This is a genomic window from Andreprevotia chitinilytica DSM 18519, assembly GCF_000711875.1.
GTDB lineage: Bacteria > Pseudomonadota > Gammaproteobacteria > Burkholderiales > Chitinibacteraceae > Andreprevotia > Andreprevotia chitinilytica.
In genome coordinates this window covers 1-15,742 of record NZ_JONM01000004.1, presented here as the reverse complement: position 1 = coordinate 15,742, position 15,742 = coordinate 1, and the positions used below count along the sequence as shown (strand labels likewise).

Annotated in this window: 15 protein-coding genes; 2 read left to right on the top strand and 13 right to left on the bottom strand. The window is 62.9% G+C overall.

All coding sequences use genetic code 11. The features are described from left to right. Positions 1-167: 167 nt before the first annotated feature. The 6 genes from BR41_RS06670 to BR41_RS06645 all read right to left on the bottom strand — a co-directional run bounded on the left by BR41_RS06670 (position 168) and on the right by BR41_RS06645 (position 4,588). Positions 168-851, bottom strand: coding sequence for a DNA alkylation repair protein (locus BR41_RS06670; RefSeq protein ID WP_035054458.1), 684 nt, complete (start codon positions 849-851; stop codon positions 168-170). Further along, positions 852-1,991, bottom strand: a complete 1,140-nt coding sequence (locus BR41_RS06665; protein ID WP_035054455.1) for a 5-(carboxyamino)imidazole ribonucleotide synthase — start codon at positions 1,989-1,991, stop codon at positions 852-854. Then, positions 1,991-2,263 (bottom strand): hypothetical protein, encoded by a 273-nt coding sequence (locus BR41_RS06660; protein ID WP_035054453.1) that lies wholly within the window; start codon positions 2,261-2,263, stop codon positions 1,991-1,993. Before BR41_RS06660 ends, BR41_RS06665 begins: the two co-directional genes overlap by 1 nt. Before the next feature lie 13 nt (positions 2,264-2,276). Next, positions 2,277-2,762, bottom strand: a complete 486-nt coding sequence (purE, locus tag BR41_RS06655; RefSeq protein WP_035054921.1) for a 5-(carboxyamino)imidazole ribonucleotide mutase — start codon at positions 2,760-2,762, stop codon at positions 2,277-2,279. Between the two features lie 291 nt (positions 2,763-3,053). Further along, positions 3,054-3,629, bottom strand: a complete 576-nt coding sequence (locus tag BR41_RS25390) for a sugar O-acetyltransferase (RefSeq protein ID WP_051710377.1) — start codon at positions 3,627-3,629, stop codon at positions 3,054-3,056. Positions 3,630-3,676: 47 nt separating this feature from the next. Next, positions 3,677-4,588: a DMT family transporter gene (locus tag BR41_RS06645; protein ID WP_035054447.1), complete on the bottom strand. Its 912-nt coding sequence runs from the start codon at positions 4,586-4,588 to the stop codon at positions 3,677-3,679. Between the two features lie 867 nt (positions 4,589-5,455). Between BR41_RS06645 and BR41_RS06635 the strand changes: the two genes are divergently transcribed. Next, entirely contained in the window at positions 5,456-6,613 is a 1,158-nt protein-coding gene (locus BR41_RS06635; protein ID WP_035054443.1) for a benzoate/H(+) symporter BenE family transporter, read from the top strand. A gap of 7 nt (positions 6,614-6,620) precedes the next feature. On the opposite strand, the gene BR41_RS06630 is transcribed toward BR41_RS06635, so the two are convergent. From BR41_RS06630 to BR41_RS06595, 7 genes are all read right to left on the bottom strand, one after another. After that, positions 6,621-9,059 (bottom strand): PEP-utilizing enzyme, encoded by a 2,439-nt coding sequence (locus BR41_RS06630; protein WP_035054441.1) that lies wholly within the window; start codon positions 9,057-9,059, stop codon positions 6,621-6,623. A gap of 379 nt (positions 9,060-9,438) precedes the next feature. Beyond that, positions 9,439-9,960 (bottom strand): DUF4166 domain-containing protein, encoded by a 522-nt coding sequence (locus BR41_RS06625; RefSeq protein ID WP_035054440.1) that lies wholly within the window; start codon positions 9,958-9,960, stop codon positions 9,439-9,441. Positions 9,961-9,963: 3 nt separating this feature from the next. Beyond that, complete coding sequence (locus tag BR41_RS06620; RefSeq protein WP_035054438.1) at positions 9,964-11,400, bottom strand: TIGR01777 family oxidoreductase; 1,437 nt, start codon at positions 11,398-11,400, stop codon at positions 9,964-9,966. Between the two features lie 375 nt (positions 11,401-11,775). Next, entirely contained in the window at positions 11,776-12,606 is an 831-nt protein-coding gene (gene nudC / locus BR41_RS06615; RefSeq protein ID WP_051710375.1) for an NAD(+) diphosphatase, read from the bottom strand. Positions 12,607-13,180: 574 nt separating this feature from the next. After that, positions 13,181-13,939: a sulfite exporter TauE/SafE family protein gene (locus BR41_RS06610; RefSeq protein ID WP_035054436.1), complete on the bottom strand. Its 759-nt coding sequence runs from the start codon at positions 13,937-13,939 to the stop codon at positions 13,181-13,183. 416 nt (positions 13,940-14,355) lie between these two features. Then, on the bottom strand, positions 14,356-14,601 hold the full coding sequence (locus BR41_RS06600) for a hypothetical protein (RefSeq protein ID WP_035054432.1): 246 nt from the start codon (positions 14,599-14,601) through the stop codon (positions 14,356-14,358). Positions 14,602-14,645: 44 nt separating this feature from the next. Then, complete coding sequence (locus BR41_RS06595; protein ID WP_169741259.1) at positions 14,646-15,287, bottom strand: FecR family protein; 642 nt, start codon at positions 15,285-15,287, stop codon at positions 14,646-14,648. 198 nt (positions 15,288-15,485) lie between these two features. Between BR41_RS06595 and BR41_RS06590 the strand changes: the two genes are divergently transcribed. Further along, the coding region (locus BR41_RS06590) for a helix-turn-helix domain-containing protein (RefSeq protein ID WP_156970585.1) at positions 15,486-15,742 on the top strand (257 nt) is incomplete at its 3' end.

Sequence of the window (15,742 nt, the reverse complement as noted above, 5' to 3'; positions counted from 1 at the left end):
TGGAGTGTGTTTAACCGTAGCCCGGACGGCTTGCTGGCCGGGGCGGCCGCATCCCCCGGTGTCACCTCTGTAGGAGCGAGCTTGCTCGCGATAGCACCGTTGAATTTGAAATGTTGCAATCGCGAGCAAGCTCGCTCCTACAAGGTCCAGTGCATCGACAGATGCGCTTAGCCGAGATGCTTGCCCGCCTCGCGCACCGAGAGCGGCGAGAGCACATTGCGATGGACCAGCAGGAAGTTGCGTACCTCATCCGGCGCAACGCGGGCATATTGCCGCAGCCCCCAGCCGATGGCTTTGCGGATGAAGAAATCGGGGTCGGCGGCATTCGCGAGGCAGGCGGCGAACAGACGAGGCTGGTCGGTTTCCGTTTTCCAGCCGAGCTGGTAAAGGATCGCGGTACGGCGCAGCCACAGGTCAGGGTGGCGCACCAGCTCATCCATGCGTGGCACCAGTGCACGGTGACGCAATACCAAGCCACCAATAATGTCGCCGGCGAGGTCGTCCACGGTATCCCACCATGACTTGCTGGTGACCAGTGCTTCAAGCCGTGGCAAGGCGGCAGGAGTGAGTGATTTGCTGCAGGCATCGAGCAGATCGCAGGCGGCGTATTGATATTCGCGCTGCGATTCGCGCCAGAGGGCGTCGCACAGGTTGAGCAGCGTGACTTCGTCGAGGCTGCTGCGGGCTTCGCGTACCAGCGTTTTGGTCAGCTGGCGGCGCAACGGCGTGGCCACGCCCAGATAAGCAAAATGGCCGCGCATATAGGCGGCCATTGCAGTAGCGCCGGCGGGATCGGCGGCGGGGGAAAGCGCGGTTTGGAAACGCGCCAGCCAGTCCGTCACGTCGGCCATTTACAAGGTGTCCTTGATCGCCTGCGCCTGTTCGAGCGCGTCGTCGGCCGTTGCGGCCAGCACGTTGTAGTGGCCCATCTTGCGGCCCACACGGGCGTCGCGTTTGCCGTACAGATGCAGCTTGACGTTGGGCGCGGTGAGCAGCACATCCCAATTCGGTTCGCCGCCGTCGTCTTTCCACACGTCGCCGAGCAGGTTGACCATCACCGTTGGCCGCAGCAGATCGGTCTTGCCTGGGTAGAGGTGGCACATGGCACGCACTTGCTGCTCGAACTGGCTGGTGAGTGTGGCGTCGAGCGTGTAATGGCCGGAGTTGTGCGGACGCGGCGCCATTTCGTTGATGACCAACTCATCGCCTTCCAGCACGAAGAACTCGACCGCCAGCACGCCGACGTAATTGAGCTTCTGCGCCAGCGTGATTGCCATCTGGCGGGCACGGTCGGTGACGGCCGGCTTGATGCGCGCCGGTACGATGGAAACATCGAGAATGCCGTTGGCGTGTTCGTTCTCTGCCACCGGGAAACAGGCGATCTCGTTGGCGCTGGTGCGGGTGACGATCACCGAGACTTCCAGCTCCAGCGGCATCATCTTTTCCAGCACGCAGGGTTGGTGTTTCAGGTCAGCGTGCGCGGCGCGAGCGTCCTCGGCGGTTTGCACGCGCGTCTGGCCCTTGCCGTCATAACCCAGGCGGGCGGTTTTCAGGATGCCGGGCAGGTAGGGGGTCAGGTCGACGTTCAGATCGCCCGCGTTGTTGATGGCGAGGAAGGGCGCGGTGGCGAGGCCGGCGTTGCGGATGAAGTTCTTCTCCGCCACGCGATCTTGTGCAATCGCCACGCAATCGCCGGACGGGCTGACCGGCACGCCGTGGCTGGCGAGCCAGCGCATGCTGTCGGCGTTGACGTTCTCGAATTCGGTGGTGACGGCGGCACAGGTGCGGGCCAGTTCGGCCAGTGCTTCCGGATCGGTGTAGGGCTTGACCAGGTGTACGTCGGCGAAATCGGCAGCCGGCGCGTGGGCGTCCGGATCGAGCACTGTCACGCGGTAGCCCATGGTCTTGGCGGCGGTCGCGAACATGCGGCCCAGTTGGCCGCCACCGAGGATGCCGAGCATCGCGGGCGGCAGAATCGGCTTTCCAGCCATCAGTCTTCCTTTTTTTCTTGAGTTTGGCGGGCGCGGGTGAGTTGCAGCTTGGCAAATCCCCACAGGCCCAGCCCGTAAATCAGCCCGGCGCCAATGGCCAATGGCCAACCGGCGACGGCATGCCGCCAGTACGGGCCCGGATCATTCAGCATTGTGCGCACTGCGCCGAACAGCAAGCAGAACGGCAGGCTCCAGCCCAACAGGCCGCGTACCAGCAGACAGCGCACAAAGCCGCCGTTGATGATGCGCTGCCAGCGTTCCAGCTCGTCCATCGGTGATTACCGGTCAGACCGGCGGCAGTTCCATCGCCAGCACGGTCTGCTTTTGGCGTTCGCGGAAGGCGGCCAGCTTGGCGGCGAGTTCCGGGTTGCCATTGGCGAGCATGGCAACGGCAAACAGCGCGGCATTGGCAGCACCGGCTTCGCCGATGGCGAAGGTCGCCACCGGGATGCCCTTGGGCATTTGTGCGATGGAGAGCAGCGAATCCTCGCCGCGCAGATATTTGGATGGCACCGGCACGCCCAGCACCGGCACGATGGTCTTGGCGGCGAGCATGCCCGGCAAGTGCGCTGCACCGCCCGCGCCGGCGATGATGGCCTGAATGCCGCGAGCAGCGGCCGTCTCGGCATATTCGAACATGAGATCCGGCGTACGGTGGGCGGAGACCACCTTGCATTCGAATGCAACGCCAAAGGCTTGCAACTGTTCGGCCGCGTGCTTCATGACTTCCCAGTCACTGTTGCTGCCCATTACCACGCCGACCTGAATCATGTGCCCGACCCCAAAAAGCGTTGATTTTACCCAACAAATCGGCCGCGGATAAGGGCTGCCGATGTTCGGGATGCTGGCATGGCCCGTGTTGAACATGACGTGGGCCGAAGTGAGCGTTCGATTCAGGTGTGATCGAATTGCAAATGAATCGAATATCAGCGTTGACTAATTCTTGCGGTTGGGCAAATATGGCCTCCATGAGGTCATGCCGTTGGCATGGTTTCGTTTCCATCCGATTGAATGGCCGGGCGTTTGCTCCGGCCATTTTTTTTGCTTAATGGATTGCGGCAACTAGGGATTGAGCTCGTACAACGTCGCCGGATCAGGCGGATCAAGCTCGCGGATCACCCGGCACGGATTGCCGGCCGCCAGCACGCAGGCCGGAATATCCTTGGTCACTACGCTGCCGGCACCGATGACGCTGTGGTCGCCAATGGTGACGCCGCCGCAAATGATGGCCGATGCGCCGATCCACACATTCTCGCCAATCGTGATCGGTGCCGCCCAGAACGCCCAACGCTGGCGCTCGGCCGGATCGACCGGATGGGTGCCGGTGATGATCTGCACGTTCGGCCCGATCAACGTGTGATGGCCGATGGTGACGGGCGCGCCACCCCCAATCGCCACATTGCTGTTGATGAATACCTTGCGCCCCAGCTGCACCTGCCGGCCTCTGGCCAGCAGCAGCGGCGGGGAAACATTCGCACCCTCCGCTTCGGCAAACAATTCCAGCAACAACGCCTGCCGTTCCTCGTGACTGGTGTGCTCGTCATTGAAGCGCTGCAGCAGCTCACGTTCGCGCATCCAGTCGTCGCGGCCTTTGCCGATGTCTTCGAAACGGAAGCGGGTGATGTTGTCGTCGGCCATCGGTGTCTCCTCTTGAGCGGATACGCGGAGCTTAGCGCAATGTTCGGCTATTTGCGGCTGACCAGCGCCACCCCGGCAAACACCACCGCCGCGCCCAGCCACTGGATCAGGCTCAGATGTTCATCGAGGATGCCCAGGCTGAGCACGATGGTGATGATCGGCCCGAAACTGCCCACCACCGCCGTCCGGCCCGCGCCGATCCGGCTCATGGCGAAGGCCATCATGTACAGCGGCAATACGGTGGCGAAGAGCGCGGTGATGCCGGCATAGGCATACACCGGCCACGGCTGGATCAAGGCGTTGGCCGGATGGGTGACGAAGAAGTGGGCCAGCATCGCAATGGCAGAGACCGTCAGCGCCAGCTCGGTAAAGCGCATCGAACCCACGCGCTTGATCACCGGCGGGCTGAAAGTCAGATAGAGCGCAAACGCCACCGTACTGCCGGCCACCCACAGCACGCCGGCGATATCGCCATGCGCGTTCAGCAGCCCCGGCCCGACCACCAGCGCGATACCGACATAGGTGAGCACCAGCGCCTTGATCATCCGGCCGGTCACGGCTGTTTTCAGATAGAGGGCGGAGAACAGCACCGTGAGAGTCGGGTAGAGATACAGCACCAGTCGCTCCAGACCCGCGCTCACGGTTTGCAAACCGATGAAGTCCAGCACGCTAGAGAGGTAATAGCCCAGCAGCCCCAGCAAAATCAGCCAGCCATAATCCTGCCGCGAAATCGGCGCTTGCGCCGGCCGCCGCCAAGCCAGCCGGATCATGCCGAGAATTACCAGCGTGCCGATCAGGCGCATCGCCAGCAGCGTGATCGCATCCACGCCATAGCGGTAGGCGAGTTTGACGAAGACGGCCTTGGTGGCGAACCCGGTGGCGGACAACACGGCAAACAGCACGCCGAGTTGTTCGGCATTGCGGTTAGTGGCAGCGGGAAGGGCGACGGTCTGGTTCATGCACGGCTCCTTGGGGACTTCGAAAGGGCCGCGATGGGGGAGGAATTCTGGATTGTCACACCACCGCGGCTAAGCGGTGGTGCGTCGGCAACGCACTACCGCCTGGGGGCTTTTAGCCACCAGGTAATGGATACGACGACGGAAGTGGGGATGGTGCGATGCGACATGCCAATACCATAACGTGTGGGGTGGATTGGCGTCAACGGGGTGTCAGTCTTTGTGGGATGGGTTAGGCCTGAAGGCCGTAACCCACCGAGTTGCGCGGCTTGAAACAGCGCTACTGATTTATGCGCCGTTGGCGCGAGTAAAGGCATTACAGCGCGTTCCGCCGCGCGGACGGGGAGGGGGCTTTGTCTCGCCAAAGCCCCCTCCACCCCAAAGGCGACCCTGCAAAAGCGTCTGTCGCAAGCGCCAGATGCCCCCGCCAGCCAGCCCGTCACGGGCGGGAATCGAAAACTCGGGCTAAAGCCCTCAACACTCGATCCCCGAAACCCCCGAGCCGGACTGGCTGGCGGGGCGCTTTTGAAAGGGGGGCAGACCATCTACTTCCCGGCCCTCTCCTTGAAGGAGAGGGTGACTTGGATTGATGCGGCAATGGTGTTTCGTGTTGTGATGCTGGCGTTTTGCTCCCCTCGCCCGTTTACGGGAGAGGGGCCGGGGGTGAGGGCGCTTTTGCAGGATGGGTTGAGCACACAGCGATACCCTTCGATCATGGATTGCGCGAATCCGTGTGGGCATTGCTCTACCCACTCTTCGAGCACACGGCGGCCCACAAGACTGTTCGCCCCAATCCCCCAAACTTGTGTCTCTGCCCGCTGTGGGTCTTGATCCGCAACAATGCCAAACAAATCGCCACGGAATGTCCCCATGTCCCGCTTCCACCTCTCCACCCTGACCGCAGGATTCGTCACCGTGCTGGTCGGCTTTACCAGTTCCGCCGTCATCGTCTTCCAGGCCGCGCAGGCGCTGGGTGCCGGGCCGGCGGAGATCGCATCGTGGATGTGGGCGCTGGGCTTGGCGATGGGGCTGACCTGTATCGGCCTGTCGCTGCGCTACAAGGTGCCGGTCGTCACGGCCTGGTCGACGCCCGGTGCCGCGATGCTGGTGACGAGCGTCGCAGGCGTATCGATGCCGGAGGCGATCGGCGCGTTTTTCGTATCCGCCACGTTGATCGCGCTGGCAGGCTTTTCCGGCTGGTTCGAGCGGGCGATGGTCAAGGTGCCGATTGCGCTGGCCGCGGCCATGTTGGCGGGTGTGCTGCTGCGCTTCGGCATGGGGGCGTTTTCCGCCATGCACGCGCAGCTCGCGATGGTGGGGGCGATGTTTGCCACCTACCTGATCCTGCGCCGCGCGTTGCCGCGCTATGCCATTGTCGGCGTGCTGGCGGTGGGCTGCGCGATTGCTGGCGTGCAAGGCCAGTTGCATCTGGGCGATGTGCATTTCGAATTGGCGAAGCCGGTGTTCACCATGCCGACGTTCTCGTGGCATGCCATTGTCGGCGTGGCCTTGCCGTTGTTCATCGTGACCATGGCATCGCAGAATATTCCCGGCGTGGCCGTGCTGCGTGCATCCGGCTACCAACCACCGATCTCGCCCATCATCGGCTGGACCGGCATCGCCGCGCTGATCCTCGCGCCATTCGGAGCCTTCGCCGCCAACCTCGCCGCTATCACCGCCGCCATTTGCATGGGGCCGGAAGCGCACGAAGACGCCAACAAGCGCTACCTCGCCGCCGTGGCTGCCGGCGTGTTCTATCTGCTGGTTGGCTTGTTCGGTGCGACGGTGGGGGCGTTGTTTGCCGCCTTCCCGAAAGAGTTGGTGCTGGCCGTCGCCGGCTTGGCGTTGATCAACACGATTGGCAATGGCCTGCTCGCCGCCGTGCGTGACGACACCCAGCGTGAACCGGCGCTGATCACCTTTCTGGTGACTGCATCCGGGGTCACGCTGTTCGGGATTGGTGCTGCATTTTGGGGGCTGGTCGCCGGCGTCATTGCCATGCTGGTGTTGAATCACCGCAAAGGCTGATCGTCCGCTAGGTCTCCGTCGCTTCCAGACGTCCATCGCAATAACGCGCCGCACGCCCCAGCCAGGACGGATCGGTATCCGGTGCAATTGCCGATGGCTTGCCCAGCTCGCGCAGCAACGTCGAACCGTGCGACAGCTTGCCGCCGGAGCGGGCGATCACCGCCTTGGCGGCGCGGTAGCTGGTGTATTGGCCGGGGTCGAGCGTATCGACCAGCAGGATATCCACGCCGACGATGCCCTCCGCACTGCCCGGCACGATCACGAAGCCGAAGTCCTGCGCCGTCTGCCCGCTGCCGTCCTGCCAGAAACTGCCGCTGTGCTCGCGTGGTGAGGTGTGCGGCGCAAACCAGTGCGCCCGGCCCTCGGCTGGAACGGCGTGATGCAGGCGATAGAACACTCGCATCAGGTTGTCCCGATACCACTCGCGCACTTCGGTGTAATAGCCGCGCAGCCCCGGCAGCCCGGCGTGATGCGCCAAGCGGATGGCGGCGGGCCAAACCGGGAAAGGTTGAATCGGCAAATCCGCGCCCGAAGTGCGTGGCGAGGCTGGATCGGTTTCATACGGCACGCGATGCGGTGCATCGGCCAGTGCCTGATACGCCGTCGCCCGCTGCCCGAGCCAGCCGCCGCCCGCAGTCGAAATCGCCGCGCCAATACACAGATTGCCTTGCACCACGAACACGTAAAACCGCGTGAACCAGTCCGCCAGCGTTTGCCCATCCGCGCCGCCAGCAATGAGCTGACGCAATTCGGCATCGAAGCGCCGCAAGCCGGGCTCCAGCTCCGCCAAGGCCCGGCGTGACTGGTACAGCATCGACAGCAAAGTCGGTGCATTGCGCAGCAAGCGGCCCGGCCGAAATGGCAAGGCAGGTGCGGCCCCACCGACTTCCGCCGCATATTGCGTCGACGGCAGTCCCCAATCGGCCAATCGCGCCAGGAACAGATCGTTGTTGATGTAGCTCGCGTCTCCCGCCAGCGCGGTGAACGGTTCGTTGTCCGCCAGTACGCGGCCATCCCAACGCGCCCAGATGGCGGGGATGCTGGCGGCGGCGCGGCGTTGGGCGTATTCCACCAAGCGGCTAGGCGCAGGCGGCAGGATTTCGCCGATATTGGCCGCCGTCAGATGCCGCCGCCACGGGTAGGTCGTTACCGGGCGGGCTTGCAGCAGATGCAATGCCTGACCGTCCCACGCCCATTCGATATCGAGATGGGCGTAATGGAAGGTCCGCACCACGGCTTGCAGGAAGGCCCATAACGCTTGTCGCGTCAGCCCCTGCGTGGCCGGAAAATCGCTAACTTCCCATGCGCCGCCAATGCGGGATAGCACTGCTCGATGAGGCACCACGTGGCCATCCGCCAGTGCTTCCAGATGACCGTCCACCCATTCCACTTCGGCTGCCACATGCCGGGCGAAGGCAATGCCGGAGACGGTTGGCTCGATAAAGCACTGCACCACCACTTCCTCGACGCCATCGGCCAATAGCTCGGTCACGCGGGCTGGTACGTCAGCAGCAGTGACCCGCAAGAAGGTGCGCGTGAGGCCGGCATTGGCGTGATCGATCTTGTCTTCCATGAAGCTGGATGAACGCACGGCCCAAGTGGCGGCAGGGTGGGCGGCCAGCAGACGGGCAAGGCGTGGATCGATAGCGGATTGCGGCGTCAGCCGCGCCGGCACCGGCAGGCCGGCGACTTCCGCCAACTGCAAACGTCCGGCCTTGGTGTGCGCGGCAAAGCCCGGCGCTGGCGCTTCAACCCAACTCGCAAAGCCGGCCGGATCATCGATCCACGGGTAATGACCCCAATCCGGTTGCAAGGTCACGCTCAGTTCGGCGCGGCACAGAACCCCTTCCCACGCTGCCGCCTGTTCCCAAGGAATCACGCCATCGTGTTGGCCCCAGATGAGTTCGATCGGCGTTTCGATCCGGTCGAACAAGGTCAGCGCCGCATCGGCGCGCATGATGTCCCAGTACGGCTCAAAAGCCCGGCAACGCCGATAGCCGTCGCCCATGCGGGCGTATTGCGCTGTCGTCCAGCGTTGCGTCGAGAACTTGCGATGGAAGCGCTGCGGATAATGGCCGACCAGCCAATGCGCCAACGCCCGCAACGGCCGCCAGCCCATGATTTTCGGCAAGCGCCGCTCCCACAGGAATGCACCAACTGGCGATTGCAGAATCACCCGGCTGAAATGCCTGGGCTGCTTGACCAGCGCGTGCAGCACCACCAGCGAATTGACCCCCACCCCGTAGATCGCCTGCCCCGGCTGCGTTTGCGCCAGCAGCGCATCAGCCAGTTCGGCGATGCTGCTGCATGGCGGCTGCGGGTTGTTGCCGAAGCCGGGCAGCTCGACCGGTTCGGGCTGGTAGTGCTGGAAAGACGACAGCGCGTCTTGCCACCATTCGGCACAACTGCCGTTGCCGCCGAGCAGGTAGAGGGTGGGGGAGGTCATCGGGTTTAGGCTCGTGATTACGCGCGTTTCGGCGCTGCCGCATTGTGTAGGAGCGAGCTTGCTCGCGATAGCCATGTTTGATGCTGCAACCGTAGCCCGGACGGCTTGCCGGCCGGGGCCGCGTTCTAAGAGGCTGTTTACGATCTTGCCAATGGCATCGATCGAAGCCAGGGGTTTTAACCTCCCCCTTCCTTGAAGGGGGATTGAGGGGGATTTCGACGCCGGTGAATATTGATATGCCGTAGAAATCCCCCCTGACCCCCCTTCAAAAAGGGGGGATGGCAACGTAACCCGTTGCCAAAAGAGGCTTTGAACAGGCTCTAACTGCACCCCGGCCGGCAAAGCCGTCCGGGCTACGTGGTGGGTTTTGTAGAGTGGGTCATTGCGCGACCAGCCAGCCACGATACCGAATCAACCGCAGCCCGCACGCCAGACCGATGCTCACATCGAACCGCATCTGCCCATCCCGCACCTGTTCATGCGCGCGTACACGCAGGCCGAAACGCTTCGGCAACGGCAGCCCCAGAAATCGCGTTGCCACACTACGTTGCACCAGCCGGCCACTAACCAGACGATTGGTGAGTCGCAGCCGAAACGGCCCAAAGCTTTCGAACAGCATGGCTTGGTCGGCATGCTGCCAAGACACCATCGCCCGCCCGGCAAAGTTGCGCTGCCAGCATTCGCGGGTTCCGTCCGCGCTCAAGCGCACTGAGCAAGGCACTCCCCGGCCTTCACGTGGCAAGCCGCCGAGTTTCAGCAATGCCCGCAGCAGCGGATGGTGTCCCCATTGGATATCGGCTTCACCCTGCCACAGCAGATCGTGGTTGCGATGCAGCCTCTGCAGCAGCGGTAGCAGCCGGCCAAAGTCGCTGCCGAGTACGGATTCATAGAGCGCAGCCATGCTTCATGCCTCCGCCCGTAGTGCTGATTCCACTGTCGGGTAACGGAAGACAAAACCGGCATCGAGCAAACGTTGCGGCACCACGCGTTGGCCGCCGATGAACAGCTGCGCCATTTCGCCCGCCAACAGCTGGATCGGCCAAGCCGGCACCGGGAACCACGCTGGGCGATGCAGCACGCGGCCGGCGGTGCGGGCGAATTCGGCTTGCGGCACGGCTTCCGGCGCGACGGCGTTGTAGATGCCGCGCATAGTCGAGTCATGCAGGGCACGGGCGATCATGGCCAACACGTCATCGCGATGCACCCAGCTCATCACCTGCCGACCGTCGCCCATGCGGCCACCCAAGCCGAAGCGGAACGGCAGCAGCAACATGGGCAGCGATCCACCGGGGCCGAATACCAGACCGAAGCGCAGCACCACGCGACGGATGCCGAGCGCATCGACACCGGCCGCTGCATCCTCCCAGCGTTGGCACAGCTCATGCATGAAGCCGCTACCCGCTGCGGCGGATTCCGGCAGCGGCTCGTCGGCCGGCCGGTCGCCGTAGTAGCCGATGGCCGAGGCGTTGATCCACACCGCAGGCTTGTGGGTTGCCAGCCGCATTTGATCGACCACCCGCTCTGTTGTGCCGACGCGGCTGGCGAGCAAACGCGCCTTGCGTTGCGCGCTCCAGCGCCCGCCGACGACTGGCGCACCGGCCAGATTGATCACGGCATCGAAAGCAGAATCGGGGTGGAGCGTATCCAGATCGCGCAGGCAGCGGGCGCGGCCGTCGAACAGGTAGGCGGCGGTCAGCGGATCGCGGGTCAGCACGGTGACGTCGTGGCCATCGGCGAGCAATTGATTGACCAGCGCCTCGCCGATAAAACCGGTGCCGCCAGTGACCAGAATGCGTTGCGGCGGGCCGGAGAACAGTTCGGCAAGATCATTGTCGGCCGGTGCGCGATGGCCCAATTGCCAGGCGGCGATGCCATCCCGCACGCCGGAGATCGCGACGCCGAGCGCAAACACGCTCAACACCCACGCCCGCCAGCCGTAGTCCGCGCTAACCAAGGCGCTGGGCTGCGGCCACCAGTGTTGCGCCGCATGCAGCGCCAACAGTCCAAACAACGCGCCGCCATTGATGGCTAATACCGTGTGCAGCACGCGTTCGGTGGATGGCAGCTTGCGTGAGTTGTCTTCGACCACGAAGTCCCACAGCGTCAGGCCGACTTCGACCAGCACCAAGGCGGCCAACACCAGCACCCACGCGCCACGCCATTCAAACCACGCGAGGCCGCCGAACACTACGCCGTACAACAAGGCACGGATGGCATGGATGGAAAGCTCCAATCGCGCCGATGGCTTGCGCGGCAAGGCCACGGTGAGTTCATGGTGATAGAGCGTATCGAATGCGCCCATCAAGCCTTGCGCGATGAGCAGGGTGATGACGATGTCCATGATGCTTTCCTCCGTCGTTGCCTGGATAAGTTAATTACTGTTATTTCTGTTTATACAGAAATAAAAGATAAAATGAAAGATGGCGATGGAATTGAACGTAGCCCGGACGGCTTGGCCGGCCGGGGTGGCAATGGGTCATCGGGTGATGCCGACCGGATTTCGAGGTGTGGATTTTGTCGGGTGCGTTCCCACGCGGTGTATTGCGGTGGAGCGTCTGTTGGAGTCTGGGCCGATGTCGTTCGCGTGGGTTACGCCCCTTTTAGCTGAGCGAAGCAAGTTTCGCACGCGAGGGCTAATCCACCCTGCGAACGGCGTATTGGTCGCAATGGATCAGGTGACAAAAACCCCGGCCGCAGGATGCGTCCGGGCTACGGGTCAGCGGGCGTCATCCCGCAACGTCGCTACCCCCGCCTCGATCAACGCACGGGCAATGCTCGCCGGGGAGGGCATCTCAGGCAGCGCGTCGAAGCGGAACCAGCGGGCATCTTCGATCTCGCCCGGCTGCGGCACGATTTCGCCGGAGACGTAATCGGCGGTGAAGGCCAGCATCAAGGAATGAGGGAACGGCCAGCTCTGGCTGGCGAACCAGCGCAGGTTATCGACCTTGATGCCGACTTCCTCCATCACCTCGCGGTGTACGCAGGCTTCCGCCGTTTCGCCCGGCTCCACAAAGCCGGCCAGCGCGCTATACACGCCGGGTTTGAAGTGGGGAGAGCGGCCAAGTAACAGCTCATCGCCACGGCGGATCAGCACCATGATGGCGGGTGATACGCGTGGGTACATCCGGTTATTGCAGGCCGGGCAGACCTTGGCAGCTTCGTGCTCGGCTGCTCGGGTTGCTGTGCCGCAACGGCCGCAGAAACGGTGATCGCGATCCCAATGCAGCAGTTGTTTGGCACGGGCGGCAACCAGGAAAAATTCGTCGTGAATGCGGCCATGCGCAGCGCGCAGTGGCACGGTGTAAAGCGTTGCCGGCATTGCAGTGCCTTGCGGCCAAGCCATCAAGCGGCACGGCACCCCCGCCAGATCGCCGATGCCGTAATCGCACTCCGGCTGCCCGAGCGCGGTGAGAAAGGCCGGATGCGGCAGGGCATCGCCATCGGTCAGCAACAGGTCGTCGCCGACAAAGGCCAGCACGTGTGCCGCATCGCTGGGCGCTTGGGCGGAAAAGCTCGGGGTGAAGCGCTCGGTGGGGAGGAATTTCATGGCTTGCGCAGGAGGGAGTTAGGCGGGCTGGGGATGATTTTGCCTGCAACATGGGTAAAACGTCTTTAGCTGTGGAGACTTATCCCCTCTCCCGCATGCGGGAGAGGGTTAGGGAGAGGGTGCCTGAAAAGAACGCGGCACGTTGTACGACCCTCACCCCCCGCCCCTCTCCCGTAAACGGGCGAGGGGAGCAAAACACCGGCACCGCGATACGAAACAGCATTGCCGCATCAACCCAAGTCACCCTCTTCTTCAAGAAGAGGGCCGGGGAGTAGATGGTCTGCCCCCCCTTTCAAAAGCGCCCCGCCAGCCAGTCCGGCACGGGGGTTTCGGGGATCGAGTGTTTGAGGGCCTTGGCCCGAGTTTTCGATTCCCGCCCGTGTCGGGCTGGCTGGCGGGGGAATCTGGCGCTTGTGCCAGACGCTTTTGCAGGGTCGCCTTTGGGGTGGAGGGGGCCCAAAGGAATACGTACAGCCCGAGACAAAGTCCCCTCCCCGGCCGCGCGGCGGAACGCGCTGTAACGCCTTTACCCGTGCCGTAGGCGCATAACTGATTGAGCCAGCGCACCACCCGCCTACCGCATCGCCTTGTAAAACAAATACAACCCCGTCGCCAGCGTCACCCCCTCGAACATCCGCTTGATCGTGCGGTTACCCTTCAGCAGCGCCCAGTGCGCGCCGAGATAGCCGCCCAGCACCGAGGCCACCAGTAGCACCGGCACCCACGGCCAGTAGATGCCGGCCTGCATCGCCAGCGTCAGCGCGCCGGTGCCGTTCCAGAACAGCCCCACCAGCACCAGCGTGTAGGCCACGGCGGCCTTGTAATCCAGTCCGTACCAACCCACCAGCCACAGCGTGACGAACAGCCCGGTGCCGCTGGTCAGCGAGCCGTTGAGTACGCCGATCAGGAACAGCACCAAGCCGCCGAGCCAGAAGCGTGGTCCGCTACGATTGCTGGCGGTCGCGTGCTGCCCCAGCCCTGGCGAGGCCATCGAATACAGCGCCAAGCCGATGGTCAGGATCGCCAGGCCCCACAGCGCGGCGTGTTCCGGCACATGCAGGATCAGCAACGAGCCCAACCCCACGCCCGGCAGACCGCACAGCAGGATGAAGCTGGAAAAGCGCCAATCCAGCGTGCCGGCGCGCAAATGCCGGGCCGTTGCGCCTACGCCGAGTGCGACGGAGGCCAGCTTGTGCGTTGCCAGCGCCACGCCGAACGGCAATCCCAGAAACAGCAGGATGGGCAGCTGCAACAAACCGGCACCGCCGCCAGCGAGGGCGGAGAGCGTGTTGGCGATCAGGGAAACGGTGAAGAGGATGAGGCTATCGGTCATGGGGCGCTATTGGATTGCGAAACGCGGCAATGCGCAACCGCGAAAACCTCAAACCTGTAGGCACAGAGGGCAATGAGCACACAAAGTCCACAGAGAAAAGCAAATCATCCACAGGGCCTTGGTTTCTCTGTGTACTGGTTTTGCGTTGCTCGGTGTTCTCCATGCCAGCAGATTTTGTCTTCCGGTGATGGCCTTCGAAGTTGTTCAAGTCTTTTTTGGCAACGTTTACGTTGTTATTCCCCCCTTTTTGAAGGGGGCTAGGGGGGATTTCTGCGACATCTCAATATCTACCAGCGTCGAAATCCCCCTCAGTCCCCAATATCTGAACGAATCAAAAGATTCGCACGGCACAAAAAGGGGGAAGTAAAAACCTGCGGCGATTCAAGTTGGTGGTTTGCAAGACTTTGAACAGGCTCTTAGCGATACCGCTCCGCACAGGCGGCAATCTTGATATCGCCGTCGCGATTCAGGCATTCGCGGGCATCTTGATGTGCGCCGCGATGCCGATGGTGCTTCTTCGGCATCGCCATCTTGTCGGCCGGTGCAGCCGGCGCGTTTGGGGCGGCGGCGGGTGCAGCCATCTTCTCTTCCGCCGCGCTGGCGAACGTCGCCAGCCCCCACAGCATCCCCAGCATGGCGATGCTTATCTGGATCTTGTTCATGGTTGTTTGCTCCTGTTCGCAGGGCGCAGCAAAGCCGCCCCGATTCACGGCTTGGCCGGGAAGACCCACTTTCCGCGCCACTCGGCAATCTGCTTCTCATCCGCAAACGACAGCACCGGCTTGGCCTGCGCGGTGTCCTTATGGAAGAACTGCCGCGCCTGGGTCAGTGGATAGCCGCTGCCATCCATGTCTTTGACGACCACCTTGCCTTCAAACAGACAGACGTTTTCTTCCGGGCCATCGACCTCGGCAAAGAAATCCGTGCCGCGGATGCCGATGGTGGCGGTGCTTAGCCGCACCGTCACATCGCGCAGCTTGGTTTTGGCGAGCTTGGTAGTGACAAAGCGCAAGACGCCGGTGATCAGCTTGAACGATTCGCTCACCGGTGCCTTGGCGCTGGGTTTGTCGAGCGTATCGATGCGCAGATGGGTATCTCCACCCACTTGCAGATCGCTACCGTCGGGCAGATGCAGCACCACGCGGCCGCTGTTGCCGGTGACCACGGTGCTTTGCACTGCGATTTCCATGCCGGGTTTCAGCGGGATTTGTTCGCCGTTGATTTCCTGCCAGGCCGGCTGGTTGAGCTTGCTCACCGTCGCAGTCAGCGCCGGTGCGGCATTTGCCTGCAATGCACTCATCAGGGCAAGCACGGCAAGCAGCCATGATGAGCGAGCGATCTGATTCATGAAAAACCTCGTCCCGAATGGCGTAATGATGATGGCATTGTAGGTTGGGTTGAATGAAATGAAGCCCAACATGGGTAATGGCTACCATCAGCTGTTGGGCTTCGCGGTGTGTTCAGCCGGGAGACATAGGTAACACTTGTCGGGAGACATGGGTAACACCTTTTATGATCATCGCCTTGCCATTCACAGGAGCAGGCGATGCCTTGGAAGGAGTATTCCACCATGTCCTCACGCCACGAATTCGTCTTGCTGGCCCAAGCCCCTGGCGCCAATGTCCGTGCGCTGTGCCACGCCTTCAACATCAGCCCCAAGACCGGCTACAAATGGCTGGCCCGCTTCGCTGAACACGGCGCCGCCGGGTTGCAGGATCGCTCCCGCCGACCCCTGCACTCTCCGGCACGCAGCAGCAGCGCGCTGGAAACCCTGCTGTTGGCGCTGCATGACGCCTATCCCTG